The sequence below is a fragment of the Pseudomonas sp. W15Feb34 genome (genome assembly GCF_023127765.1).
GTDB lineage: Bacteria > Pseudomonadota > Gammaproteobacteria > Pseudomonadales > Pseudomonadaceae > Aquipseudomonas > Aquipseudomonas synxantha_A.
The window spans coordinates 99,470-116,148 of the sequence record NZ_SPKN01000046.1 but is presented as its reverse complement, the minus strand read 5'-3'; the positions used below and the strand labels follow the sequence as shown (position 1 = coordinate 116,148).

General features: G+C 61.6%; 17 protein-coding genes. 4 read left to right on the top strand and 13 right to left on the bottom strand.

What is annotated here, in order from left to right; genetic code table 11:
* Nucleotides 1-17 precede the first annotated feature (17 nt).
* The 5 genes from E4O97_RS23970 to E4O97_RS23950 all read right to left on the bottom strand — a co-directional run bounded on the left by E4O97_RS23970 (nt 18) and on the right by E4O97_RS23950 (nt 5,448).
* Nucleotides 18-557 carry a cytochrome b gene (locus E4O97_RS23970; protein ID WP_078821698.1) on the bottom strand — a complete coding sequence of 180 codons (540 nt, stop codon included), beginning with the start codon at nt 555-557 and terminating at the stop codon, nt 18-20.
* Entirely contained in the window at nt 554-1,636 is a 1,083-nt protein-coding gene (locus tag E4O97_RS23965; protein ID WP_248162433.1) for a catalase family peroxidase, read from the bottom strand. The genes E4O97_RS23970 and E4O97_RS23965 overlap by 4 nt, the downstream gene beginning before the upstream one ends.
* A gap of 118 nt (nt 1,637-1,754) precedes the next feature.
* Entirely contained in the window at nt 1,755-2,519 is a 765-nt protein-coding gene (locus E4O97_RS23960) for an enoyl-CoA hydratase-related protein (RefSeq protein ID WP_032880559.1), read from the bottom strand.
* Between the two features lie 42 nt (nt 2,520-2,561).
* Nucleotides 2,562-3,848, bottom strand: a complete 1,287-nt coding sequence (locus E4O97_RS23955; protein WP_248162431.1) for a hypothetical protein — start codon at nt 3,846-3,848, stop codon at nt 2,562-2,564.
* Nucleotides 3,841-5,448, bottom strand: a complete 1,608-nt coding sequence (locus tag E4O97_RS23950) for an amino acid adenylation domain-containing protein (RefSeq protein ID WP_248162429.1) — start codon at nt 5,446-5,448, stop codon at nt 3,841-3,843. Before E4O97_RS23950 ends, E4O97_RS23955 begins: the two co-directional genes overlap by 8 nt.
* A gap of 197 nt (nt 5,449-5,645) precedes the next feature.
* Here E4O97_RS23950 and E4O97_RS23945 point away from each other — a divergent pair, with 197 nt between their 5' ends.
* Both E4O97_RS23945 and E4O97_RS23940 read left to right on the top strand, forming a co-directional pair.
* Nucleotides 5,646-6,152, top strand: a complete 507-nt coding sequence (locus E4O97_RS23945; protein ID WP_032880556.1) for a sigma-70 family RNA polymerase sigma factor — start codon at nt 5,646-5,648, stop codon at nt 6,150-6,152.
* Nucleotides 6,149-6,886 (top strand): anti-sigma factor, encoded by a 738-nt coding sequence (locus tag E4O97_RS23940; RefSeq protein ID WP_148853535.1) that lies wholly within the window; start codon nt 6,149-6,151, stop codon nt 6,884-6,886. Before E4O97_RS23945 ends, E4O97_RS23940 begins: the two co-directional genes overlap by 4 nt.
* Here E4O97_RS23940 and E4O97_RS23935 read toward each other — a convergent pair.
* The 7 genes from E4O97_RS23935 to E4O97_RS23905 form a co-directional block, all read right to left on the bottom strand.
* Nucleotides 6,883-7,839, bottom strand: coding sequence for a spore coat U domain-containing protein (locus E4O97_RS23935; protein WP_216092176.1), 957 nt, complete (start codon nt 7,837-7,839; stop codon nt 6,883-6,885). The two genes, E4O97_RS23940 and E4O97_RS23935, sit on opposite strands and share 4 nt — an antisense overlap.
* Before the next feature lie 41 nt (nt 7,840-7,880).
* Nucleotides 7,881-10,229: a fimbria/pilus outer membrane usher protein gene (locus tag E4O97_RS23930; protein ID WP_248162548.1), complete on the bottom strand. Its 2,349-nt coding sequence runs from the start codon at nt 10,227-10,229 to the stop codon at nt 7,881-7,883.
* Between the two features lie 72 nt (nt 10,230-10,301).
* Complete coding sequence (locus tag E4O97_RS23925; RefSeq protein ID WP_032880553.1) at nt 10,302-11,090, bottom strand: molecular chaperone; 789 nt, start codon at nt 11,088-11,090, stop codon at nt 10,302-10,304.
* A gap of 26 nt (nt 11,091-11,116) precedes the next feature.
* Nucleotides 11,117-11,605 (bottom strand): spore coat U domain-containing protein, encoded by a 489-nt coding sequence (locus tag E4O97_RS23920; protein ID WP_032880552.1) that lies wholly within the window; start codon nt 11,603-11,605, stop codon nt 11,117-11,119.
* 2 nt (nt 11,606-11,607) lie between these two features.
* Nucleotides 11,608-12,150, bottom strand: a complete 543-nt coding sequence (locus E4O97_RS23915; protein ID WP_032881297.1) for a spore coat protein U domain-containing protein — start codon at nt 12,148-12,150, stop codon at nt 11,608-11,610.
* A gap of 18 nt (nt 12,151-12,168) precedes the next feature.
* The gene (locus E4O97_RS23910; protein ID WP_216091736.1) at nt 12,169-12,714 is read right to left on the bottom strand and encodes a spore coat protein U domain-containing protein; all 546 of its coding nucleotides are present in this window, start codon (nt 12,712-12,714) and stop codon (nt 12,169-12,171) included.
* The gene (locus E4O97_RS23905; protein ID WP_248132724.1) at nt 12,708-13,199 is read right to left on the bottom strand and encodes a spore coat U domain-containing protein; all 492 of its coding nucleotides are present in this window, start codon (nt 13,197-13,199) and stop codon (nt 12,708-12,710) included. The genes E4O97_RS23910 and E4O97_RS23905 overlap by 7 nt, the downstream gene beginning before the upstream one ends.
* A gap of 190 nt (nt 13,200-13,389) precedes the next feature.
* Between E4O97_RS23905 and zapE the strand changes: the two genes are divergently transcribed.
* Together zapE and E4O97_RS23895 are read left to right on the top strand one after the other, a co-directional pair.
* Nucleotides 13,390-14,484: a cell division protein ZapE gene (gene zapE, locus E4O97_RS23900; protein ID WP_248162428.1), complete on the top strand. Its 1,095-nt coding sequence runs from the start codon at nt 13,390-13,392 to the stop codon at nt 14,482-14,484.
* Nucleotides 14,485-14,521: 37 nt separating this feature from the next.
* Nucleotides 14,522-15,814 carry a protein kinase gene (locus E4O97_RS23895; RefSeq protein ID WP_248162426.1) on the top strand — a complete coding sequence of 431 codons (1,293 nt, stop codon included), beginning with the start codon at nt 14,522-14,524 and terminating at the stop codon, nt 15,812-15,814.
* Between the two features lie 65 nt (nt 15,815-15,879).
* On the opposite strand, the gene E4O97_RS23890 is transcribed toward E4O97_RS23895, so the two are convergent.
* On the bottom strand, nt 15,880-16,587 hold the full coding sequence (locus E4O97_RS23890) for a YebC/PmpR family DNA-binding transcriptional regulator (protein WP_248162425.1): 708 nt from the start codon (nt 16,585-16,587) through the stop codon (nt 15,880-15,882).
* Between the last annotated feature and the right edge of the window lie 92 nt (nt 16,588-16,679).

Genomic DNA, 16,679 nt, shown 5'->3' with positions numbered 1-16,679 from the left:
GCTCGCCACAGAAGCGATCAATCCCGGGTGCCGGTCATGCTCTGCAATACCCCATCGCGGCGGATCAACCCGTGGAACAGCGCCGCCGCCAAGTGCACCAGCACTGTCAGGAACAACAGGTAGGCAAGGTAGCCGTGAGCCTTGCGCAACAGCGCAAACAACGGCGCATTCGCCCCTACCAGGGCTGGCAGTTGCACAGAACTGCTGAGCATCACCGGGTCACCGGCGGCCGAAATCATCGCCCAGCCCAGCAGCGGCAACACCAGCATCAACGCATACAGCAGCACATGGGAAGCCTTGGCCGCCAGCACTTGCCACATCGGCAAATCGGCTGGCAGCGGCGGTTGCCGGGTGGTAAAGCGCACGGCCAAACGCACGAGCACCAGGGCCAGGATCGCAATACCCAGCGGTTTGTGCAGGTGGATCAGCCATTCATGGCGTTCCGACACCGACGCCGCCAATCCCGCACCAATAAACAGCATGGCAATGATCATCAGCGCCATCAGCCAGTGCAACAGACGCGCCAGCGGTGCAAAAAAACGCGGTTGAGCATTCATGGCTTCGACTCCTGAGGGATGCTGTGCAACGGGCTGACTTCACCCGCACGGCGCAGATACGAACTGGCATACGCGGCGGAGCGTGCGGCCAGCAACGGGTCGTTGGAGGCCTCGATACCGCTGGGCAAAATCAGCGGGTCAAAGTTGATATCACGGCAATCACCGTCTGCCTGCGGCTGGCTGCTTTGCAGTACCAGAGTGCCGGCGTTGAACTGCGTATGCGGGCCGGTCCAGGTCTTGCTCGCGTCATCCAAGGGGTCGCCGGGGTTGGCCAGGGTCATGTTCAACTGCCAACGCAAAGGCCCGGCGGCCAGGCGCTGCACCAAATCCTGTCCCAGGAAGTCACTGCCCGACGGCGCAGCATCACCCGCCGCGTCCTGGCTTTGCGGCACCACGCTCCACCGCACGGCCTGACGCTTGCCACCTTCGCCCACCAGGTAAAACGCATTGATGCCGTTGTAGGTTTGCGTCGCATAACTGGCCGATGGCTTGGCAGTCTTGACCCAGGCCAGGAACGGCGCCGTCTCCGGGTGTGCGGCAAAAAACGCCGGCATGTTCGCAGGGTTCGGCTTGCCGGTGGCCGGGTCTGGCGCACCCGCCTTGAGCAGTTGGTAGAACGCCTCGGGCGTGCCCACCGGAAACACCGGCATACTGTTCATTCCCGTTCGCCACTGCTGGCCGTTTGCCTGGCTGAATTGCACGGCAAAACTGCGAATCGGCACACTGCTGTCCGGTGCATATGGATTGCCGCTGGGCAAAGCAAACCGGCCAATCACCGGGGTCTTGGCCTCGCTGAACACCTGGGCGCTGGAGTAAGCACGCGCCTCTGTGCTCGCCTCGAAGTAACCCGCCACACACACACCTTTGGCATGATTGCGGCGAAAGCCCGGGTGTACGCCGTTATTGGTTTCCAGGGCATTGACCAAGGTCTTTGGCCGCAGACGCTGTGGGTCGAGGGTGCCGTTGACGTAGGCAAATGCAACCACCAACACTGCCACCACGCCCCCTATACACGCCAGCCTGACGAGCAGACTTGTAGTACCAAGAGGCGGACGCGGCGGTAAAGAGTGATCAACCATAGAAGCTCCAGGGCCCGAGGCCGCAGGGGGAAAGTGTTATGAGACGAATCCCACGTAGGCTTATTCCCCCTTCACTGTAGTTTCTTTGTAGTCAACGCGCGGCCAGATCGAGTGCCGGCTAGGGCTGATTAAACAAGGCCTGCCGCTTGTGAAGAAATGCCTGCATTCCTTCTTGCTGATCAGGCGTGGCAAACAGTCCATGAAACAACCTTCGCTCCTGACGCACGCCTTCGTGCAACCCGACCTCCAGAGAATGCTCCACCGCCTGCCGCGCTGCACGGGTGGCCGTTCGCGAGAAGGAGGCAATTTGTGCCGCCACCGCCATCACCTCGTCCAGCAAGTTCGCAGCCGGGTAAACCCGCGACACCAACCCCGCCTGCTCTGCTTCCGTGGCGGTCATTGACCGGCCAGTCAACACCAGGTCCATGGTCTTGGCCTTGCCGATCAGCCCGGTCAACCGCTGGGTCGCGCCCATGCCCGGGATGACGCCTAGCTTAATTTCCGGCTGTGCAAAGGTGGCGGTATCAGCAGCGAAAATCATGTCGCACATCATCGCCAGCTCACAGCCTCCGCCAAACGCATAGCCCGCCACTGCGGCAATCGTCGGGGTGCGCAAACGGGTGAAGCCCTCCCAACCGACGAAGTAGTCTTCGTTGAGCACGTCCAGATAGGACTTGCCGCTCATCTCTTTGATATCGGCCCCTGCCGCGAAGAACTCTGCGGTGCCGGTAATGACAAAACACCCAATCCGAGGGTCTCGATCCATTGCTTCCAGATGACTGATCAACTCAGTCATCAGCGCCGAACTCAGCGCATTCTTGACTTCAGGACGGTTGAGCTTGACCAGGACCACTCGATCATGACGTTCCACAAACACGTTCATAGGCATCTCCACTGATTGATGTTGTTCACACTTGGGGCTGTCTCAGGAATCCCAGATCGCGCCATGGGCGGGTATTCCCCGAGCTTCCAACTCTTGCACCAGACGCTGGGTCACCATTTGGTTGGCAATACAGATCACGGCTTCTGCACCAAAGGCTTGCACTGCACCGTAAGCCAACTTCACCAGGTCTGGCTTGCCGCGCTCATCGGTGTCCCAGATCAATGCGCAAGGCTGGGCGCGCAGAATTTCCTCCACCAGTTCATCGCCATAGGTCGTCCTCGGGCTACGGGCAGACCAGATCAACTGAATCGGTACCTGAGCCGCCAGCAGATGCGGCATGACAGGCCCGATGCCGCTGCCAGTGGCGATGTACACCACCGACTTGAACAGGGTTTCTACATTGGCAACACCCGCTGTGGTGATGCCCTTAACCCACACATGTCGCGGCAAGTCCTCGATAAATCGCCCGGTCCAATCCCCCGCGCGGGAAATTATCAGGCGGAAACCCGCCTCGTGTGGCGTGGGAATATTGGCAAAGGAATGCCACTCCAGCAGTGGGTTGCGGCTGATTGCGGTGGATGAACCGGCGAACGGTGTGGTGTGGCTCAAACGCGTAATCACCGCATGCCCGGAAGGCCGTGCGTGTTCAACAGCCACCTTGCGCAGCCGCAGCCAGGGCAGCAGGACGCTCAGGGTCAGCACTGCCAGCATCCAAAACGTAACGCTGTGCAGCAGGCTCGACGTGGTCAGTAACGTTTGCCACCAGAACAACAGCAACGCACTCCAACCGCCAAACCGATGAACGCGTTCGAACCCATTGTGGAACCGGCCTCGAATACGTGGTTGAGCCATGACCACCATGAGCAGCAATAAGCTGAGCAGCATAACGCTGACCCCTAACTCGGCCACCGAAACACTGTCAGGTTGTTGCAGGTAACGCGTAACCTGCACGCCAACCAGGGCGGCAAACCACCCAGTGGCCGCAAAGGCTGCGCCACTGTGCAGCCCACCGAAGTGGTACACCTTGGCCGCGCTACGCCGCACCTGTAAGGGCCATGTAGGCGGTATTCGCGTTGCCAGCCAGAACAGCCCATTGATCACGTATTGCTGGCGAACGAGAATGGCAACCGACAGGTTGATCAGCACCATGTCCGACAGCGTCTGAACCGGGATGGCGTGCAGGTCCACAGCCAACAGCAAAAACACCAGGTTGCCCATCAGCGCGGCGGCTGCCAGGCGGTTGTAACAGGAAAACATCGGCAGTGACGTCCAGCGACGCCAAAGCGCCGGCTTGGGCGGTACAACGGTACGGATCAGCGTATCAATCATGGCCGGGCTCCCCGGTCGCGAGCGCCTGCACCGCCAACTGGTTCTCCCGGGCCGTTTGCAGTAACAATGCCTTATCGATCTTGCCCCTCGCGGTCAGTGGAAAATGCTCCACTGCGTAGATGGACTGAGGCACGCAGTAATAGGCCAGGCGCTGTTGGCACGCGGTTTGGCAAGCCTCGATGTCAGTGCTGGCAGGCGAAACAAAGGCCACCAACGTGCGGCTGTCCAGCTTCAAAGTGACGGCGCGCATGCATCCAGCGCCGGCCTCCAGAGCCGCCGACACCGCATCCAGTTCCACGCGAAAGCCGCGGACTTTCACTTGGTCATCCACGCGCCCTAAGTGTTCGAGCTGGCCGTCTCCCACCCAGCGCCCCAAATCTCGTGTGCGGAACATCATGGCGTCGCCACCGAGAAAGGGATCCGGACGGTATCGCTGCTGGGTCAATGCCGTATTGTTCAGATAGCCTGCTGTCACACCCGCACCACCGGCCCACATCTCTCCCGTTTCACCCAAGGCACAGGCACGCCCCTGCTCATCGAGCACATAGACAGTGTTATTGGGGGTTGGCCGGCCAATAGTCAGTGGCGTGCCTGGTACATGCCGGTGCAGCGTGTTGACGATGGTCGTCTCGGTAGGACCGCAGCCGTTGTAGAACGTACAGTGCTCGGCCCACCGATCCGCCAGAGCCTGGGAGCAGGCTTCTCCAGCCACCGCAACGACGTTGAGGTGGGGACACTGTCGAGGCTCAAGGGTGGCCAGTATCGAAGGCGTTGCGATCAACACATTGCACTGTGCGGCCGTCTGCGCGATGTCTTTGCCGCGAATCAGCAAGGTCGCACCATGAGCCAGGCAACCGAGTATTTCCCAAGCCGCCATGTCAAAGCCGATATTGAGAATCTGCCCTACGGTACGACCCGGTGCCATACCCATCCGCCCAGGTTCAGTGAGCAGAATATTGCATACGTTACGGTGGCTGACACACACGCCGTTAGGGCGCCCTGTGGTTCCAGATGTAAACAGTACAAAGCACAGATCATCCGGGCCAGCACCGACACGCACGCAATCATTGTCTTCAGCCAGCCATGGCGTTTGAGCAATGAACGTATCCAAATTGAGGCAGCGGTGGGACGCGTCTGCCGGAATGCGCTCCACCAGGCTCGATAAGGTCAGAATCACCGGGCTGGTCAATGATTCGAGGACCATGCCCAATTGCAGGGTGGGTACGATTCTGGCGTCCTGAGGGACATACGCGGCGCCAATCTTTAACACCGCCAGGAGCCCGACCAGCATGGGAATCGAGCGCTCGACGAACAATCCCACCGTGTCCCCACGCTTAACACCCTGCCCAAGCAGGTGCTCAGCCAATCGATTGGCTTGTCGGTTGAGTTGTTCATAGCTGATACGTTGGCCCGCGCATACCGCAGCGGTCGCCTGGGGTGCCAGCCTCGCTTGCGCTTCGAAGGCGTGGTGCACGTTGGCGTAGGTGGCTCGGGTTGAGAGGCCACAACCCCATTGCTCAAATAAAACCCGCTGCGCGGCAGGCAAATGAGCCAGCGAGATGCAGGAAAAAAACTGTTTATCACTCAGCAAACACGTCATAAGCACCCTCTCACTATTCAACTGCCGGCTGAATGCCGACAGATGCAAGGGTGGATAGAGGGCTGCGCACGAGATTACAGACTCTCAAGGTATACAGACGCTTCCCACGTATTAGCCGGGAAGTTTCTTTGCGCAAAGCGTGGAATAACCTACAGGGACCAACGTCTACTTCAACACACGTGAGTAGACTCATCCCCATGCATGAACTCGACGAACAGTTACACGAACTCATCCCCAGGTTGCGGCGTTTTGCCGTGTCGCTGACGCGCAACAGCAGCAGCGCCGATGACCTGGTGCAGGCGACCCTGGAGCGGGCGATCATCGCCTGGGCTGATAAGCGTGTCGAAGGCGACCTGCGCGCCTGGCTGTTCGCGATCCTCTATCGGCAGTTCCTCGACGCCCATCGCCGCAGCCGACGCTATGCACGTATGCTCGAATTCTTCACCGGGCGCGATGATGCGCAACCGTCGGTGGAGCGCACAGTGATGGCCCAATCCACCCTGCAAGCCTTCGACCAACTCAGCACCGAACAACGCGCCCTTTTGCTGTGGGTGTCCGTGGAGGGTTTGAGTTACAAGGAAGTCGCCGAGATCCTTCAGGTACCCATCGGCACCGTGATGTCGCGCCTGTCCCGTGCGCGCCAAGCGTTGCGTCAGCTCAGCGATGGCGAAATTACCGGCCCTGCCCTGCGGAGACTCAAATGATCAGCCTGCCCCCCAGCGAACGCGATTTGCATGCCTACGTCGATCACCAACTGCCGGACAGTGACCGCCGCGTGCTTGAAACCTGGCTGGCCAACCACCCCGAAGCGGCCGCCCTGGTCCACGCCTGGCAACAGGACGCGCAATTATTGCGGGCATCCTTGAGCGGTACCCTGCAGCAGCCGAGTAATCCGGCACTGGACCCGGCGTTGATCCGTCAGCGTATCAAGCGTCAGTCCCGCCGCCACTTCGCCAGCGCGGCGGTGTTGCTGATTGCCGTGAGCCTTGGCGGGCTTGGCGGCTGGCACGCCCGCGAAGCCACCCAACCACAGCCGCTGCCGATGACCGATGCCATGCAGGCTTACCGTCTGTTTGCCCAGGACGGCGTCATGCCCGCCGACTACAACGACGACGGCAGCGGCACTATGCAAGCCTGGCTCGACCGCTATTTCAATCAAGCCCATCGCCTGCCCGACCTGAGCCAGGCAGGCTTCAAACCGGTCAGCGGGCGCCTGCTCACTACCGATCAGGGGGCAGCCGCCATGGTGCTGTACCAAGACCCCCAAGGCCGACGCATCAGCTTTTATATCCGCCCGCCGGGACCGAACAACGGCTTCCTGCCCCGTGGCAGCCGCAGCGCCGACGGTTTGCAGGCCGAGTACTGGTCGGGCGGCGGCTATAACTACGCAATGGTCAGCCCGGCAGACCAGCCCACCCCGGCGCTGATGAAGTTCTAGAAGCCCACGTCCAGCACCACGTTGTCCAGGTAGGTGCCGCCGGGGGGTGTGGGCTGGTCGGTGTAGATGCGAGCGTTGTAGTTAAATACCTGGCTGCCTGTGCCCAACCCATTGCCAGGGTTGACCTCCGCTGTGGAACTGGCCCGCCGCGCCGCGCCGACGCTGCCCCAACGTGTGGTGCCGGCGCTTTTGAAGAGGTCATAGGCCAGGTAGTTGCTGCCGGAAACCATGCGTCGGCGCCCGCCGACACTGATCGGGTTCTGGCCGTCGCTCAAGCCCACGGTGTAGGCACTGCCCTTGGTGCAGGCGATATTGATGGTCTGGCCGGTCACTGCGGTAAACCCACTGACCACCGGCGCGCTGCCAAAGCTGATATTCGGCGCGGTGATCTGGCAGTCATTGGTCACGGTCATGCTGACGGTCAGGCTTGCCGTGCCGCTGCCCGTGTCACGCCCCAGGCAAATGCCGCCAACGCCGATTCCCGAGCAATAATTCCACACCCAGGCGATGTTCAATGTCTCGGTGTACAGCCCCGCTGCGATATTGCTGCCGGTAATGCTGCTCAGGTACAACGGCACGGTTTTCGCCCCGGGCCCGGCGATCAGGCCAATGCTCTGGGCAATGCCGCCCGCGCCCCCAAAATCGAATTGAGTGCCGCGGGTGATGGGATAACTGGTGCTGTTATTGCCATAAATCGTGTAGCCAATCACATCACCGGTCGGCCCGACCATGCCAGCGGTGGACGAGGTGATCGTGGCGTAGAAGTGGTCGGTGGACACCAGCAGCGAAATCAACGCCTGGGTGCAACTCAATCCGGAGTTGGTGGTAGAGCTGGTTTGCGCGGCAGTGCGCACCGTCATCGAGCTGATCGAACCGAAACTGGCCGGCACCGTGGAAACCACCGAACACACCGCCATAACCTGCCCGGAAAATAACAGCCCTGCCCCATACATCCATGCCTTGCCCCTCACCCGCAGTCTCCTTGCTCAAGCACTCACTGGCACACCAACGGCCCGATCAGGGGCACGTCCTGTTGCTGCTCATCGATAGCGAATGTCGCCTGGCAGGTGCGCCCCTCACTGAGGGTGACCTGCAAAGTATTGTGGGCGCTGAGGTTTTCCAGATAGACCAGCCCATCCCACCCCACCACCGCCTGGGTGTTGCTTTGCTCGTGCACCACCAGGCTGCCCAGCGGTAGCTCCTGATGCTGGCGATCCACCAGGGTGATACTGGCGGCGAGCACCCGGCGCAGCGGGAACTCCAACAGATAGCCGCTGCCCCGGCGTACCGACACGCGCTGCTCCACATTGGGGCTCTGCACGTTCGCCGGCAGGTTCAACGGGTCAATTTCATATTTGCCGCGGTAATACGCGCTGCTCCATGGCACCAGCAAATGACCGTTGCGGTCGGTCTGGCCCACCAGCTGGTTTTCGTAGCGCACTGGAATCCCGGCGAACCCCTGGGTACTCACCACCACAAACGCGTCATTGATACGGTTGGCAGCAAAGGTTTCGCCGCCCATCCACACCAGCGAGCCGCTGGCATCCGCCCAGCGCGTTTGGGCGTCACTGCTGCCGTACACGCCGGCCTGCAACTGCACTGACTGCAAGCGCCAGGTCAGGTCGGCCTGCCGATAGCTTGGCGCATCGCCCTGGGCATAGCCGAGGTTGTAGCCCACGCCGCCTTCGCTGGGCACCGCGCGGCTGTAGTTGATGCGCTGGCGACTGGTGCCGTCCTTGCTGCGCTCGGTGCTCAAGGCCAGGCTGCCGTTGAGGTCGAACGGGATCACCAGTTGCGCCTGCATGGCCCAGTTGCTGTCGCCGATTTCGCGGTTGGCCGACAGGTAGAAGCTGGTGTTGCGCCACAGCGGTTTGCTCCAGCTGAGGTTGAGCAGGCGCGTGCGCGAATCGTCTGCCGCCTGCACGTCGAAATACCCCAGGCCCAGGCTGCCGAAACGTTGAAGGTTGAGGCTCAGCGTCACCTGCTCGCTGCGCTTGCTGAGGCTGGCGTAAGGGGTGTCGACCAGGGTCAGGTCGGCGTAGTCATCGCGCCGTTCAACGCGCTGGTACATCAGGCTGTAGCGCGTGCTGTTGTACTGGTAGCCAAGGCTGAGTTGCTGGCCGCTGCGGCTGTCGAACTGGCTCTGGCTGAGGGCGGTATTGAGCACGCCGAAGTTGCCCAGGCGCAGGTTGGCGCCAAGCCCGCCGAGGGTCAGGTCGCTGGATGCTTCGGCATGGCTTTCCAGGGTCAGGCTGTCGCAATAGCCATAGCGAAAGGTGCCACTGGTTATGCCCGGCCCGTAACCGAAATCGCGCAGGGTGTAGTCACGGCGCAAGGTACCGGCAGCCACGGAAAAATCCGTCAAGCCTTGTTGCAGCAAGGTGCTGGTGACGTAGAACGGCATCGTGGTCGACACCTGGCGCCCGAGGGCGTCGGTGGTCACCACGACAGCCTCCCCGGCGCCGTTGATAAATGGCACGTTGGTCAGGGTATAAGGCCCGGGTTTCAGCTGCGCGGTGTCGGATTTATAGCCGTTGATAAACAGGTCCACCGACGAGGGCACCGCCGCCTCACCGGCGAACTGCGGCAAAGGGTAAGTGACCAGGTCCGGGCGCACGGCAAAGTCCCGGGACACTTGCACCCCGCCCAGACGCACCGAGCTGCTCCAGGGCAGCGAGCCGCTGATCACGTCGCCCGCCTCGTAGGTGAGCAGGCGCTCATCATCGGAAAATCGCCAGGTGGTGTCGTAGCGCCGGTAACCGTTGCCGAGGGTACTGTCGGTGATGCCATCAGCCAGGGTCTGGCGCACCTGCCCGGTGTTGGACAAGGTGCCCCTGGTGTCGAACAGCCGCACTTCGTTCCAGGCGGCGAGGTAGCTGCCGCCGTCATCGGTGTCGTTGAAATACACGTCATAGTTGAGCAAGGCGCCGAAGCTGCTCATGGCCTGGGTGCGCGGATAGGTATTGCGATTGCCGATAAACTGCGCCTGCAACCAGGATGGCGGTACATCCAGCAACAGGCGCTGGCCGTTGCTGTCGTAGTCGCTGTGCAGCCCAGGCACCTGGTCCAGGGCCACGCTGCCGACAGGCTCGCCGGGCAATTTCATACCCACGTCCTGCAGCGCGCTGGCGGGCACAAACAGCTGGCCGGCGCGCTGGTCGACCGCAATGACGCGGCCGGTGTCCATCTGGTTGACCACCAGTTCCAGAAACAGCTGTGCATCGGCGACTGCCTCCATGCTGCCCGGCGGCGGCGGCAAGTCGCCTGCCATCGCAGCGCCCCACAACCCGCTTGCCACTGCCACCGATGGCCATAAACCCCGAGCCCAACCACGACTCACCATGGCGTTGTGTCCTTCAATGGACATCTCCATCCTGTTAAAACCCGGGCGTATGCCCGTAGCGCTACCTGACGGTTATCGCTTGGGCGCCAGGCTTTCCAATTGCGGCGCACCGTTGACCCTGACCTGCAACGGCTGGTCGGCCGATACGGCATCCGGCACCGGCCAGCGCATACTCGCGCCCGGCAGCACATAGCCGAGCAAACCTTCTACCAGCGGCCGGGCCTGCCCGCCTTGTTTGAACGACGCATCGGTGAGCCGCGCATGCACGGCGCCCTGGTTGCGCACCTCGATGTAACTGCGCCCGCCTACGTTGACCTTTTGCCAGCTCAAGTCCGGCTTGCCGGCACCCTTGGGGTCGCGTTGACGTGTGGCGTCGTCCTTGCTCCACAACCCGGCGCCGTAGGCAAACAAGGGCACCGAATAGCGCATCTGGAAGCGAATCGCTGCCGCTGTGTTCTTGCCTTCCGGCGGCGCCGGCACCTGCAGCGCCGAGGGGATTTCATCGATGATGATGCGATAGGCCAGCTCCTGTCCCGGCGGTACTTCGCGGGTTCGGGTCAGGCGCACCAGTTGCTTCTGGCCGGGCTCGATTTTGGCCACCGGCGGGCTGCCGATCACGTCGCGCTGGTTTTGGTACTGCTCGTCGAAACCGTTCTGGCTCCAGGCAAATACGCGGATCTGCAGGTTGGCCGTTTCCGTGCCACGGTTCTCCAACCACAGCGCGCTGGCCTGTTGATCGGCCTCCAGCACCGGGTCGATGGGCCAGATCAGCACCGAACTGGCCGCCTGCACCAGCCCTGCGCCACACAAAAGCCCCAAGGCAATACCCGCGGCCCACCACCGCCGGGAAGTTGAATGCATAAATCCACTCCTCAATACCGTTAGCCCTACCACGACAGCTGCACCTGCAGCGTGTCGCTGTACGTCCCCCCAGGCTGATTGCCGGGTAATACCACCCGCCCGTAAATCGGCAGGCTGATGTTGTTGGCATCGCTGTAAGTCACGCTGACGCTCTGGCTGACGCCCAGGCTCTGGCTGAACGCCGCGTCGCGAAACAGTTGATAGGCCACCCGCGCGCTGCCGCTGTTGAGCTGCAAATTGCGCCCGGCGCTGTTGTAAAGACCGCCATCCACACTCATGGTCAGCGCCACCCCCGGAGTGCATTGCAAGGTCACACCGCCAGTAAGGGCTGCCGTGACCGTACCGGTGGCCAATGCCGAATAGCTGCCATAGGCCAACGCGCCGTAGTTGGAGCCGCCGCCCACGATCAGGCAACCGGGAGTAATGGTCGCGCTGACCTGGAAGCTCTGGCTGGTCGCTGCCGACAACGGCAACGGCAGCGCCAATCCACAGGCCACCCCCAGCCTGAGCCACAGGGTCAGAACGTCAGCTCCACGGCCACGGTATCGGTGTAAGTACCTGCCGGCAGGCCCGCCTTGCCCACCGCGCGACCGTAGAGGTTGACGGTTTGTGCCACGCCGGTACTGGTGGCGAGCGTCACCACGCCATCGATCGCCAACAGCGCGGAACGCCCGCTGTCAGTGTAGAAATCGTAAGGCACGAAGTTACCCGCCCCATCGGCCAGCGCACGGGTGCCCCCCGGCGAGGCGCCATCATGGGCGCCGGCACGCACCGTCACCGTTGGCGTGGTACCGGCTGAACACAGAATCGACAGCGCCCCGCCGGTGCCGGTGCCGCCCAGCAACTGGGCGTCGGCATTGGTAAACAGGCTGTTGGTGGTGCCGAAGTTCAAGCTACCGAAATTCAGCCCGGTAGCCGCCCCGGAGCCGTTGACCTGGCAACTGGCGATCAAGGTCAGGCTCGAACTGATCTGCCCGGTAACCGTGGTCGCCGCATTCAGGCTGGAGGCCAGCGCCAGGCCCAGGGCACACACGCCCATTCGCGATACGAGTACATGCATGATATCCATCCTCATGGTTTACCAATCCAGAGTCACCGTCAGGGTGTCTGTGTAGATGCCGGCCGGTAGGGCCCTGGTATTCGCCACCACGGAGCCGAATACCGGGATGGGTACCTGCGCGCCCTGGGTCACGACGAAATTGCGTTGCTGGCCGATGCGGTAGGCACTCTGGCCCAGCGCATCGGCCGATAGCCGATAGGGAATGGTCTGGCGCCCGTTGCTCAAGCGGCGCGTGGTGCCGTCGCCATGGGCGCCACCGTCGATGGTCACGGTAAAACTGCTGACCAACGACGGGTTGCAGGAGACCGACAGCGGCGCTTTATCGCCATCGGAAATGGTCGCGCCCAAGGTGTCGTTCCAGGTCGGTCCCTGGCTGCCAAAATCCAACAGCGCAGTGCCACCGTCCGGCGTCACTGGCGCGCGTTCCACGCCTTTGCTGACTTCGCAACTGGCGGTAATCACCAACCGCGCATGAATCTGCCCGTTGACCACAGCCGCCTGCGCGTCCTCGGCCAGCAACAGCAGGCCGCCCAAGGCCGCGACGGCCAGATAGCGGCTTACCATGTGACCGTGACCTTGAGCAGGTCGGAATAACGCCCCACCGCAGGGATGTCTTTGAGCGGTTCAATGCGGCCATACAACGGCAGATCAACCGAGCCGGTGTCCGGTACGCGGCCGCTGACCGGCACGTCCACCGGCAAGGGGATCAACCGGGCTGCGTCGGCATAAATGCGATAAGGAATGGGCTTGCTTGAGGGCATCGCATTACTGAGGTAACGCACTTCGCCCACGCCACCGTGCAGGCCGCCGTCAACGCGCATTTGGTAAGGCGTGTCGGGGTTGCACTCCAGGCGCGGCTGGCGCTGGCTGATCAGGGCCGCACTCAGGGGGCCGGCCGGGTCATCCAGACGCGGGCCGCTGCCGAAATCCAATACGCCAAGTTGCTCGATGCCCGCAGTGCGAGTGGTGCCCACCAACTGGCAACCCCGCTGCACGTCGATACGCACCTCCACCTGGAGTTGCGCAGCAGAAGCCGTGTTGCAGAGCATCGCGCCCATGACAGCCAATACCGCCAATCCCTTCACTGCCCCAATTCCTTATACAGGGGTAACAACCTTGTATGAGGTTAGCCAGTTAACGCGAAAGTGCCAGTTTGCAAGGCTCGGCGCCCTTCACTGTTGGTCAAATGGCATCAAGCGTCCTACAGTAAGCGACCACCGCAATACAGAGTGATTATTCTTGGCCGTGCTTGCCCTGTTCCAGCGCCTGCTGGGTAAAAAATCCGACGCCTGGGGAGCCTCGCCCATTCCTGCCTATTTTCAGAAAAAGGCCGAACAACAAGGCTACACCCTCAGTGACGGCCAAATCCGGGCGATTACCGCCCTGAATCGGCAGGCCCAGCACCTGCTTAATGGCCAGGCCACGCGCAGCCTGTACCTGCACGGCCCGGTAGGTCGCGGCAAGAGCTGGCTGCTGGATGGGTTTTTCCAGGCGCTGCCCATCGCCGAGAAGCAACGCGTGCATTTCCACGACTTCTTTGCCCGGCTGCACCAGGGCATGTTTGTGCACCGCGAGCATGAGGATGCCTTGGGTGTCACTCTGGATCAGTTGCTCGCTGATTGCCGTGTGCTGTGTTTTGACGAGTTCCATGTGCACGATATCGGCGATGCAATGCTCATCAGCCGCTTGTTCAAGGCCCTGTTCCAACGCGGCGTGCTGGTATTGGTAACGTCCAACTACCCGCCCGAAGGGTTGCTGCCCAACCCGCTGTATCACGAACGATTCAAACCGGTGATCGACCTGATTGCCGCACGCATGGACGTGCTGGAAGTCAGCGCGCCCCAGGACTTTCGCAGCCTGCCCCAGGCCCACGCTCAACAACGTTTCACCCGCGGCCACTATGTGTGGCCGGGTACACCGGCACAGCGGGAAAGCCTGGGTGTGCCTGCCACCAATGGCCCGGCGCAAACCCTGACGGTTGGCAATCGGCAGTTGCTGTGCCGAGACCATCAGGCACGGACCATCCTGTTCACCTTCAACGACCTGTGTGAACAGCTCACCGCCGTGATGGATTACCTGCTGCTGTGCCAGGACTTCGACCACTGGATCATCGACGGCCTGCCGCAGTTGGCCGAATGCCCTATCGCCGTGCAACAGCGTTTTATCAACCTGGTGGACGTGCTCTACGATCAGGACAAACACCTGACCCTCATGGGTCACCAGCCGCTGGATAAAGCCCTGGAAGGCCAGGCCATCGACCTCGCCCGGACCGCCAGTCGCCTGCGCCAATTGCACATGCTCTGCCCGCAAACCGCGCCCGAGCCGCTATCATGAGCGCCTTTTACGCCCCCTTCCGAGTGCCGCGCTGTTCATGAATACCCTCGCCCAACTCAAGGCCGGCCAATTGGCCGGCGCCAAGCGCCTGGACCTGGCCTGCGGGCTGACCGAGTTCCCCCGGGAAATCTTCGACCTGGCCGACTCCCTGGAAATCCTCAATCTCACCGGCAATGCCTTGAGTAGCCTGCCCGAGGACCTGCACCGCCTGACGCACCTGCGTGTGCTGTTTTGTTCGGACAACGCGTTTACCGAGCTGCCGGCGTGCCTGGGCCAGTGCGCGAAGTTGAGCATGATCGGCTTCAAGGCCAACCAGATCGGCCATGTGCCCGCCGCCGCCCTGCCGCCGAAGTTGCGCTGGCTGATCCTCACCGACAACTGCATCAGCCAATTGCCCGATGAACTGGGTCAGCGCCCGTTGCTGCAAAAGTTGATGCTGGCCGGTAACCAACTGACGCAATTGCCGCAAAGCCTGGCCCACTGCCAAAACCTGGAACTGATCCGCATCGCCTCCAACCGCTTGACCCACCTGCCGCAGTGGCTGCTGAAGCTGCCAAGCCTGACCTGGCTGGCCTACGCCGGCAACCCGGTGGAAATGGCCGTGACAGTGACGGGCGAAGATGGGACGCCGAACATTCCCTGGTCTGAACTGGAACTGGGAGAAGTATTGGGCGAAGGCGCTTCCGGGATCATTCACAAAGCAATCTGGAAACCCCAGGCGCTGCCGGTCGCGGTCAAGCTATACAAAGGCACCATCACCAGCGACGGGTCACCGCTGCATGAAATGCAAGCCTGCATTGCCGCCGGGCTGCATCCCAACCTGATCAAGGTGCAAGGCCGTGTCATCGGGCACCCGCAACATCAGGCAGCATTGGTCATGAGCCTGATCGACCCGAGCTACCGCAACCTCGCGGCGCTGCCTAGCCTGGCGTCCTGCACCCGGGACATCTACGAAGCCGATACCCGTTTCAGCCTCGACGTGGCGCTGCGCATGGCACGAGGCATCGCTTCGGTGGCGGCGCACTTGCACCGTCAGGGGATTACCCACGGTGACCTGTATGGCCACAACATCCTGTGGAATGTGACGGGTGATTGTTTGCTCGGAGACTTCGGCGCGGCGTCATTCCATGCCACGGCCGACACCTTGGAAACCAGGGCGTTGCAGCGTATTGAAGTGCGCGCATTCGGGGTGTTGCTGGGGGAATTGTTGGATCGGGGTGAAGGGGCAGTAAGTGAGGATCTGGTTGAACTGCAAAAAAGCTGCTGCCAGCCCGATGTGCTGGCGCGGCCAAGCTTTGAAGAAATCGACGGCGTACTGAGCGCTATCTAACACCGCTGGAACAATGTGGGAGCAAGCCCCCTCCCACATTTTGATCCCATGCATCCGGATAAGAATCAGCCAGCCAGGCCGACAAACATATCCTGCACATCATCATGGTTATCCAGGCCTTCCAGGAACGCCTCGACTTCGGCCATCTGCTCATCGGTCAAACCACTGACCGGGTTCTTCGACAGGTAACCCAGCTTGGCCGACAGCACGGTGAAACCCTGCTCAGGCAAAGCTTTCTGCACGGCATCCAGGTCGGTGGTTTCGGTGATGAACAGGGTGGTGCCCTCTTCTTCACCGTCTTCAAAATCCTGGGCGCCAGCTTCGATGGCGGCCATTTCCGGATCAGCATCAGGGGTGTCCGGCGATGCTTCGATCAGGCCGACGTGGTTGAAATCCCACGCCACCGAACCGGAAGCGCCCATCTGGCCCTTGCGGAACGCCACGCGGATTTCCGCCACGGTGCGGTTGATGTTGTCGGTTACGCACTCAACGATCAGGGGCACCTGGTGCGGGGCAAACCCTTCGTAGGTCACACGGTGGTACTGCACGGTTTCACCGAGCAGACCGGCGCCCTTCTTGATCGCACGATCCAGGGTTTCCTTGGGCATCGAGGCTTTCTTGGCCTGCTCCACCACCAGGCGCAGGTGCGCGTTGGTCGCGGTATCGGCGCCGTTGCGGGCGGCGATGGTGATCTCTTTCACCAGCTTGCCGAAAATCTTGCCCTTGGCATTGGCTGCCGCTTCTTTATGTTTGACTTTCCACTGTGCGCCCATGACTCACTCTCTACTTTCCATGGCGCCGAAACGTCTACTGGCCGGCGCTTTGGGGGCAGAGTTTATAGCGCAAGAACACGCTAATCCACCAA

Excerpts from the sequence above, each read along its gene's own strand:
- E4O97_RS23925 (WP_032880553.1), bottom strand. The coding sequence starts at position 11,090 with ATGCATTCAACTTCCCGGCGGTGGTGGGCCGCGGGTATTGCCTTGGGG.
- E4O97_RS23965 (WP_248162433.1), bottom strand. The coding sequence starts at position 1,636 with ATGGTTGATCACTCTTTACCGCCGCGTCCGCCTCTTGGTACTACAAGT.
- E4O97_RS23905 (WP_248132724.1), bottom strand. The coding sequence starts at position 13,199 with ATGCTCTGCAACACGGCTTCTGCTGCGCAACTCCAGGTGGAGGTGCGT.
- E4O97_RS23940 (WP_148853535.1), top strand. The coding sequence starts at position 6,149 with ATGATCAGCCTGCCCCCCAGCGAACGCGATTTGCATGCCTACGTCGAT.
- E4O97_RS23935 (WP_216092176.1), bottom strand. The coding sequence starts at position 7,839 with ATGTATGGGGCAGGGCTGTTATTTTCCGGGCAGGTTATGGCGGTGTGT.
- E4O97_RS23955 (WP_248162431.1), bottom strand. The coding sequence starts at position 3,848 with ATGATTGATACGCTGATCCGTACCGTTGTACCGCCCAAGCCGGCGCTT.
- E4O97_RS23945 (WP_032880556.1), top strand. The coding sequence starts at position 5,646 with ATGCATGAACTCGACGAACAGTTACACGAACTCATCCCCAGGTTGCGG.
- E4O97_RS23910 (WP_216091736.1), bottom strand. The coding sequence starts at position 12,714 with ATGGTAAGCCGCTATCTGGCCGTCGCGGCCTTGGGCGGCCTGCTGTTG.
- E4O97_RS23915 (WP_032881297.1), bottom strand. The coding sequence starts at position 12,150 with ATGCATGTACTCGTATCGCGAATGGGCGTGTGTGCCCTGGGCCTGGCG.
- E4O97_RS23950 (WP_248162429.1), bottom strand. The coding sequence starts at position 5,448 with ATGACGTGTTTGCTGAGTGATAAACAGTTTTTTTCCTGCATCTCGCTG.
- E4O97_RS23895 (WP_248162426.1), top strand. The coding sequence starts at position 14,522 with ATGAATACCCTCGCCCAACTCAAGGCCGGCCAATTGGCCGGCGCCAAG.
- E4O97_RS23970 (WP_078821698.1), bottom strand. The coding sequence starts at position 557 with ATGAATGCTCAACCGCGTTTTTTTGCACCGCTGGCGCGTCTGTTGCAC.
- E4O97_RS23960 (WP_032880559.1), bottom strand. The coding sequence starts at position 2,519 with ATGAACGTGTTTGTGGAACGTCATGATCGAGTGGTCCTGGTCAAGCTC.
- E4O97_RS23930 (WP_248162548.1), bottom strand. The coding sequence starts at position 10,229 with ATGGTGAGTCGTGGTTGGGCTCGGGGTTTATGGCCATCGGTGGCAGTG.
- E4O97_RS23890 (WP_248162425.1), bottom strand. The coding sequence starts at position 16,587 with ATGGGCGCACAGTGGAAAGTCAAACATAAAGAAGCGGCAGCCAATGCC.